The sequence below is a fragment of the Bacillus sp. JJ664 genome (assembly GCF_036962205.1).
Classification (GTDB): Bacteria; Bacillota; Bacilli; order Bacillales; family Bacillaceae_G; genus Gottfriedia.
In genome coordinates this window covers 23,036-31,264 of the sequence record NZ_JBALMS010000015.1, presented here as the reverse complement: position 1 = coordinate 31,264, position 8,229 = coordinate 23,036, and the positions used below count along the sequence as shown (strand labels likewise).

6 protein-coding genes are annotated in these 8,229 nt (G+C 33.2%); 4 read left to right on the top strand and 2 right to left on the bottom strand.

The window, feature by feature from the left end; translation table 11 throughout:
- The 3 genes from V7056_RS02625 to clpX form a co-directional block, all read left to right on the top strand.
- On the top strand, positions 1–244 hold a 244-nt coding region (locus V7056_RS02625; protein ID WP_499699015.1), incomplete at its 5' end, for a hypothetical protein.
- Positions 245–531: 287 nt separating this feature from the next.
- A complete protein-coding gene (gene tig, locus V7056_RS02620) occupies positions 532–1,812 on the top strand; it encodes a trigger factor (protein WP_499699013.1) in 1,281 nt (426 codons plus the stop codon).
- Positions 1,813–2,170: 358 nt separating this feature from the next.
- Positions 2,171–3,448 carry an ATP-dependent protease ATP-binding subunit ClpX gene (gene clpX / locus V7056_RS02615; protein ID WP_499699011.1) on the top strand — a complete coding sequence of 426 codons (1,278 nt, stop codon included), beginning with the start codon at positions 2,171–2,173 and terminating at the stop codon, positions 3,446–3,448.
- Positions 3,449–3,505: 57 nt separating this feature from the next.
- Here the strand turns inward: clpX and V7056_RS02610 are convergent, their stop codons facing one another.
- Both V7056_RS02610 and V7056_RS02605 read right to left on the bottom strand, forming a co-directional pair.
- Positions 3,506–5,509 (bottom strand): YhgE/Pip family protein, encoded by a 2,004-nt coding sequence (locus tag V7056_RS02610; RefSeq protein WP_499699009.1) that lies wholly within the window; start codon positions 5,507–5,509, stop codon positions 3,506–3,508.
- Positions 5,510–5,779: 270 nt separating this feature from the next.
- Positions 5,780–6,238, bottom strand: a complete 459-nt coding sequence (locus V7056_RS02605) for a MarR family winged helix-turn-helix transcriptional regulator (protein ID WP_499699007.1) — start codon at positions 6,236–6,238, stop codon at positions 5,780–5,782.
- A 159-nt stretch (positions 6,239–6,397) separates the two neighbouring features.
- Here V7056_RS02605 and lonB point away from each other — a divergent pair, with 159 nt between their 5' ends.
- On the top strand, positions 6,398–8,098 hold the full coding sequence (gene lonB, locus V7056_RS02600; RefSeq protein ID WP_499699005.1) for an ATP-dependent protease LonB: 1,701 nt from the start codon (positions 6,398–6,400) through the stop codon (positions 8,096–8,098).
- The last annotated feature ends 131 nt before the right edge of the window (positions 8,099–8,229 follow it).

Genomic DNA, 8,229 nt, shown 5'->3' with positions numbered 1-8,229 from the left:
TGAATTAGCAAAAACACATTTTCAACATTTTATGACAATCTATTTTCCATTTATTCCCGAACCGAGTAATGAGGATGTTTGGACTGCTTGTTTCTATAGTATTGTACAAGAATATTTTGATCGAAAAGTTGATGAAGATGATTTATTTGAATTGTTCCAAGTTGAATTTGAAGAAGTTCAAAGAGCGACCACATTAGTAAGACAATTTGAAAAAGAAGGGTACTTTGATTTGAACGGAGGCTAAATTTTTAAGAAATTTTGACCGAAGTGATGTGAATGGACTAAGGTGCATCTAATACATAAACAGGAATAATGGCGTGGAAAGCAACAATCTTTTTAGGTATAGCCCTAAATATAAAATAGGAAATATTGAAACAAAAAAGGAATGTGTTATAATAGAATGGTTGTAACGACTATTTACTTAATTATACATGTAATATTTCCTGTTTATTCATAAGTTGGACATGCGTGTATAGTACTAAAATTCGTAAGCACATATATATTTTTAGATAATCTTGGAGGGAACTAACAATGACTGCTAAATGGGAAAAATTAGAAGCTAACGTTGGTCTATTAACTGTAGAAGTTGAAGCTTCTGAAGTAGATAAAGGTTTAGACGCAGCTTTCAAAAAAGTTGTAAAAACAATTAATGTACCTGGATTCCGTAAAGGAAAATTACCTCGTCCAATTTTTGAACAAAAATTTGGTATCGAAGCACTTTACAATGATGCTTTAGATGTAATTTTACCAGAAGCATACAGCCTAGCTGTTCAAGAAGTTGGTATTGAGCCAGTTGATCGTCCAGAGGTAGATGTAGAACAAATGGAAAAAGGTAAAACTTTAATCTTCAAAGCTAAAGTAACTGTAAAACCTGAAGTTAAATTAGGCGATTACAAAGGTTTAGAAGTTGAAGAAACTGATGCAACTGTAACTGACGAAGATGTACAAGCTGAATTAACTAAATTACAAGAGCGTCAAGCTGAGTTAGTAGTTAAAGAAGACGGTACAGTAGAACAAGGCGATACAGCTGTAATCGATTTCGAAGGTTTCGTTGATGGCGTTGCTTTCGAAGGTGGAAAAGGTGAAAACTATGCATTAGAAATCGGTTCAGGTTCTTTCATTCCTGGATTTGAAGATGCTTTAGTTGGTGCAAAATCAGGCGTTGAAACTGATGTAAACGTAACATTCCCTGAAGAGTACCACAGTGCTGAATTAGCAGGAAAAGCTGCTACTTTCAAAGTAACTGTTCACGAAATTAAATCTAAAGAACTACCTGAATTAAACGACGAGTTCGCTAAAGATGTAAACGATGAAGTTGAAACTTTAGACGCTCTTAAAGCAAAAATCAAAGCTGATTTAGAAGAGTCTAAAAAAGCTCAAGCTGAAGGTAGCTTACGTGATGCATTAGTACAAAAAGCTGCTGACAATTCTGAAGTTGAAATCCCTGAAGTAATGTTCGAAAGCCAAGTTGACCGTATGGTTAAAGACTTTGAACAACGTATTGCACAACAAGGATTAAACTTAGAACTTTACTACCAATTCACTGGTACTAAAGAAGAAGATCTTCGTGGCCAAATGCGTACAGATGCTGAAGCTCGTGTGAAAATCGACCTAACAATCGATGCAATCATCGAAGCTGAAAAAATCGAAGCAACTGAAGAAGAAGTAAACGAAGAATTAGGACGTTTATCTGAAATGTACAATGTCCCTGCTGACCAATTAGTTGGAATGCTTGGTGGTACTGATGCAGTTCGTGATGATATCCAAATCCGTAAAGCTGTTGAATTATTAGTAGATAGCAGAAAAAAATAAGCATTATTTTAAATATAGTGTATAAAACAAGGTGCGAATTTTTCGTGCCTTGTTTTTAAATAATGAAATATTTGGTAATATGAACTGATTCCTTTAAAATGCACATATACATATGTTAGAATCTGTTAATACAGTTTTTAAAAAAAGATTGTGGCTATACTAAAAATAATTCTTTAAAAAAAGGATTATCTTCATTACTTTAGAATATATATATATTCTAAAAATTTAAACAACTTAAGAGAACTAAATAATTGCTTTGTTTATTTTGTGTGCTATCATATAGCTACAAGATACATATTTTTTCGTAATACATACATATTGAGTGACTTTTTTAGAAATTTTTAGAGGGAGTGAACATATGTTCAAATTTAACGAAGAAAAAGGACAGCTAAAATGTTCGTTCTGTGGAAAATCTCAGTCTCAGGTAAGAAAGCTAGTTGCTGGACCTGGTGTGTACATTTGTGACGAGTGTATCGAATTATGTACTGAAATTGTTCAAGAGGAATTGGCAAAAGAAGAAGAAGTAGAGTTTAAAGATGTACCAAAGCCAAAAGAAATTTGTGAAATTTTATCTGAGTATGTTATTGGTCAGGACAATGCAAAAAAGGCTTTATCAGTAGCTGTTTATAATCATTACAAACGAATTAATTCAAATAGTAAAATTGATGAAGTTGAATTATCGAAAAGTAATATCGCAATGATTGGACCAACTGGTAGTGGTAAAACCTTATTAGCTCAAACATTAGCGCGTATTTTAAACGTACCTTTTGCAATTGCTGATGCTACTTCATTAACTGAAGCAGGTTATGTTGGGGAAGACGTAGAGAATATTCTTCTAAAACTAATCCAAGCGGCTGATTATGATGTAGAGCGTGCAGAAAAAGGTATTATCTATATTGATGAAATTGATAAGGTTGCTCGTAAGTCTGAGAATCCATCAATTACTCGTGATGTATCAGGTGAAGGTGTTCAACAAGCACTTTTAAAAATTCTTGAAGGAACTGTAGCAAGTGTACCACCACAAGGTGGACGTAAACATCCTCATCAAGAATTTATTCAAATCGATACAACAAATATTTTATTTATTTGTGGTGGAGCATTCGATGGTATTGAACAAATCATTAAACGTCGTTTAGGTAAAAAAGTAATCGGATTTGGTGGAGATTCAGAAAAGAGTGATTTAAACTCAAAAGAAATCTTAAACCACGTATTACCTGAAGACTTATTACGATTTGGCTTAATTCCTGAATTTATTGGGCGTTTGCCAGTTTTAGCTAATTTAGAACAGCTTGATGAAGCATCATTGGTAGAAATTTTAACGAAACCAAAAAATGCTCTGATTAAGCAATATCAAAAATTACTAGAACTAGACCAAGTTGAACTTGAGTTTGAAGATAATGCGCTTGTTGAAATTGCGAAAAAAGCAATTGAGCGTAAAACAGGGGCTCGTGGTCTTCGTTCGATTATTGAAGGAATTATGTTAGATATTATGTTTGAATTACCTTCTCGCGAAGATATTCAAAAATGTGTAATTTCTGCAGAAACTGTTAAAACTGGTGCAGCTGCTAAGCTTGTATTAGAAGATGGTTCAGAATTAGAATTAAAGAAAAAAGAAAAGAAAAATAAATTAGCTTAAATATAAAAACCAAATGCTTACAAAGCATTTGGTTTTTTATTTTCTTATTTTATTTAGTTACACAGCTGATGTTACAAGTTTTTCTTTTTGATTCGCTTTTACAACTAAGAAACATGCGATTATTGCAAATACAATTGTAAATGAAAACAAAATTCCGATCCCATTCCAATATACATTCCAATCTTTTGTGCTAATTACACTTCTAAAACTATTTACTGCATATGTCATTGGAAGGAACTTATTGATCGCTTGTATAAATGGAGTAGCTAGTTCGATTGGGAACGTACCGCCACAAGTAACTAATTGTATAACGAGTAAAATAATAGCACCTAATTTTCCAATTCCTCCGAAGATCGATACAAGCATTAAGATAAACGTAACATATGTTAATGCAGCTAATAAACTGAGGATCAAGAATTTTGGGATACTGTAAACATGCACGTCAAAACCAAACAATATGACAATATCTACAATAATTGTTTGAATAAATGCAAATGAAGCATAGAGACAAAACTTATTAACGAAATGCTGCCAACCAGATACGCCAGCGATTTTTGTTTCACGCTCAAAAGGAATAACATTTGATGCAATTAAACCACCGACAAATAAACCAAGTGTAAGGAAATAAGGCACCATTGATGTACCATAGTTTTCAACTTTATTTATAACAGTTTCTTGTAAACCAACAGGCCTTGAGAACATATTAAATAAATTCTCGTCTGAATGAATATTTGAAGATTTATTTGCTGCATCACTTAGTTTATCTGATAATTCTTCAGTCCCATTTGTTAAATCCTGCATGCCACTTACTAAAGATGAGGTGCCGTCAAGTATTTTTTCTGAACCATTTGTCGCAGACATAACTCCTTTACTAAATGTGTGGAAACCCTCATTCCATTCATCAAAACCAGAAGAAAACTTAGTTAGACCAGCTGTTAATTTTTGACTACCTAAGTATGCGCTATTAAGATGTTGCTCAAATGATTGTATTCCTTCTGCAAGACCTTCTTGACCGACTTTAACTTTGGTAATTCCATTAGATTGTAAAGTTTGGGTTGTTTCCATTTTATTTAATAGTTCAGTAATAATTTGTATTTGCGATTGAATGGCCTGAATCGATTCGTCATCTTTTGCTTCTGAATTTTTATTGATATATTCATCTAGTTTAGTAGTTAGATTTTGTTTTGTTTTTTCAAGCTCTGTTATTAACATTCCTTGCGTATCACTAACTGAATTAAGTTGTGTTACCCCGGAAACTAATGAAGAAGCACCAGCCTCAAGCTGTCCACCAGCACGATTCAGTTCACCTAATCCAGTAGTTAAAGAATCAGATCCAGATTTTATTATTGTTAAACTTTCTGAAAGCTTGTCTACACCCTCTGTTAATGGCACGGTACTTTCAGATAATTGTCTTTCGCCCTTTGCCAGTTGGCTTGCACCATCTTTTAGACTTGAAGCACCATTTTTTGCTTTACTAGTTCCTTCATGAATTTTAGTGGCACCGTTACTGGCTTGATCAAATCCATTACCCATATCTTTTAAATTCGAAAAGATCGTCTCAGTGTAAGACTTGGTAATTTCTGTACTTACTTTGTCATAAATCTCTTTAGCTACCTGGCTACTAATTTGACCAGCAACAAAGTTTTTACCTTGATTAATTTTGTATTCCAATTTTGCTTTTTGAGGGTGTTCATCAGAAATAGTTGCAACTTTTTCAGAGAAATTCTTGGGAATTGAGATGATTAAGAAGTAATCGCCATTTTTTAACCCTTTTTCAGCACGGTCTTTGGAAACAAAATATAAATCTAAGTTTTTGTTCCCTTTTAAATCAGTTACCATATCATTGCCAATATGAATATTTGTATCATGCATATTAGCCCCATGGTCTAAATTCACAACTGCCACAGGAAATTGATCCAACTTTCCATATGGATCCCAATATCCAGCAACAAATAAGCCAGCATAAACTAGTGGCATTAATAAAAGAATTCCAACAGCAATCGTGGCCATTTTGTGCTTTAAGATATGCTGCCAATCTTTTATAAATAATGTAAGACCCATTAATAACTCACTCCATTCTAAAAAAAATAAATACTTGTATCATGCAAGTATTGTTGTAAAGTAACACTTTCAAATTAAGAGAGTTTGTCTAATAAACTTGTATGATACAAGTTTCAGCGTATAAAATGTCATGTTAATCAGTTCTCAAACGAAAGAAAACTTGCTTCATACAACTATTAGGACAAAAACTAGTTGTGATACACAACTATATTAGTGTAATAGGTTGTATTATGCAAGTTAAAATTTTTTAATAAAAATCTCAAGATATTTTTAAGATTTCTTATAATTTTTTTTGAAATTTTCTGCTGTATGATTAAACTTTTTTAGTAATTCCGTAAATTGAGTTTTATCTTCATCTGACCAATCTTTTAAAAACTCAGTATAAAACAATCGGCGTTCGCTTTTCACTTCAGCAAGTTGTTCAATACCTAAATTAGTAATTTCAAACAGACTAATTCTTGCATCTTTTGCGTCGGATACTCTTTTAATAAAACCTTTTGCTTCTAAAGATGAAGTTTGTCTACTCATTGTTGAAATATCTAGTTGAAACTGATCTGCTAATGACTTAATACTAATCGGTCCGAACTTTTCAATTGAAAGTAAAAGTAAGTAAATTGAACGATTTAAATCTCTATATTTTAAAAAGGCAATTCTAGTAGCTTCAGCTCTTCGAACAAAAATCGCTAATTCTAATTCTAATTTGTCTATATTATCAAATTTGTTATTCATCATATTCGCTCCATAAAATTTACTTTATTAAAATAATCTTACTTTGAATAAGCTAAAAAAGTAAAGCAAACGTAAGAAAGTTAATTTTTTTAAATGGTTTATCCTTCCAATTAAGAGGCGATACTAGAATTAATTTCTACTTCAGTGGAGGGGTATAAAATGAACTTAACAACTATTATTTTATTAGCACAGCTCGCTTTAGGTACGATTGTCGCATTGTACTTTATTCATTTATTAAAAGGTCAACGAACAACAAAAGTTTCAATTGACCGTGAATCTAAAAAAGAAATGGAACAATTAAGGAAGTTAAAAGCAATCTCATTAACTGTTCCATTAGCTGAAAGAGTCAGACCGACCACTTTTAATGATATTGTCGGTCAAGAAGATGGTATTAAAGCATTAAAAGCATCTTTATGCAGTGCAAATCCACAACATGTCATTATATATGGACCACCTGGTATTGGGAAAACTGCTGCAGCAAGACTTGTGTTAGAAGAAGCTAAAAAAAATCCTCAAACACCGTTTAAAAACGATGCTGTCTTTATTGAATTAGATGCAACTACTGCTAGATTCGATGAGAGAGGTATTGCAGATCCACTCATTGGTTCTGTTCATGATCCGATATATCAAGGAGCAGGTGCAATGGGGCAAGCTGGTGTACCTCAACCGAAAAAAGGTGCAGTAACTGATGCGCATGGCGGAATTCTATTTATTGATGAAATTGGAGAGCTTCATCCAATTCAGATGAATAAAATGCTTAAGGTATTAGAAGATCGAAAAGTAAAGTTTGAAAGTGCATATTACCAAGAAGAGAACACTTCTATTCCAGCACATATTCATGAAATCTTTAAGAACGGATTACCAGCAGATTTTAGATTAGTAGGTGCAACAACGCGTTCACCTGAGGAGATACCACCTGCTATTCGTTCGCGTTGTTTAGAGATATTTTTTAGAGAGCTAGAACAGGATGAAATTCAAGCAGTCGCAAAAAGATCTGCGGAAAAAATTGATTTAACGATTTCTGAAAAAGCGCTAGAATTAGTCGGTAGATACGCAAAAAATGGTCGTGAAGCAATCAATTTAATTCAGTTAGCTGGTGGGATGGTTTTAACTGCTGGACGTAATGAATTAGTAGAAGAGGATATTCAATGGGTAGTCTCAGTTAGTCGTCTAACTCCTAGAATGGTAAATAAAATACCTGAACATCCAACAGTCGGTCTTGTAAATGGATTAGCTGTTTATGGAGCAAATATTGGTGCTTTATTATCTATTGAAGTTAGTGCAATTCCTGCAAAAGAAGCAGGGAAAGGAACGATTACAATTACTGGTATCGTTGAAGAAGAAAGTCTTGGAAATCAAGGTAAGTCGGTTAGAAGAAAAAGTATGGCAAAAGGTTCGTTAGAAAATGTAACAACTATATTACGTAAAATTGGTGTCCCAATCGATGACTTTACAATTCATATTAACTTCCCAAGTGGTGCTTTAACAGATGGTCCGTCTGCTGGTATTGCAATGGTCGTAGGTATATTTTCAGCAGTTAATAATATTTCAGTCGACAATACGATTGCATTAACAGGTGAAATGAGTATTCAAGGTGACGTTAAACCTGTTGGCGGTGTACCGGAAAAAGTAAAAGCAGCTGTAAAGGCAGGCGCGAAAAAAATTATCATTCCAAAAGAAAACGACCAAGCTACATTACATCAATATGAAAATGTTGAAATTTTAGCAGTAGATCGTATTGAAAAAGTATTACATGAAGTCTTTAAAGACAATTGGAAATTTGAACTGACAAGCAAATCAACAAAAGAAGACTTTACGCAACTAACATTGTTTGAGGAAAGTCAATCGCAATCTATGTAAATAAAAAAAGTGTTCGAATCAACTCATTTCGAATAAATAGAGAATAACACTCTTTTTTCTCTATTTTTAATGAAGTTGAACGGGACACTTTTTTTATTGTCCGCATCGCTTCCACATTTCTTGATGTCTAG

Bases quoted from the DNA above. Each gene is read 5' to 3' on its own strand.
- tig (WP_499699013.1), top strand. From the start codon at position 532: ATGACTGCTAAATGGGAAAAATTAGAAGCTAACGTTGGTCTATTAACT.
- clpX (WP_499699011.1), top strand. From the start codon at position 2,171: ATGTTCAAATTTAACGAAGAAAAAGGACAGCTAAAATGTTCGTTCTGT.
- V7056_RS02610 (WP_499699009.1), bottom strand. From the start codon at position 5,509: ATGGGTCTTACATTATTTATAAAAGATTGGCAGCATATCTTAAAGCAC.
- V7056_RS02605 (WP_499699007.1), bottom strand. From the start codon at position 6,238: ATGAATAACAAATTTGATAATATAGACAAATTAGAATTAGAATTAGCG.
- lonB (WP_499699005.1), top strand. From the start codon at position 6,398: ATGAACTTAACAACTATTATTTTATTAGCACAGCTCGCTTTAGGTACG.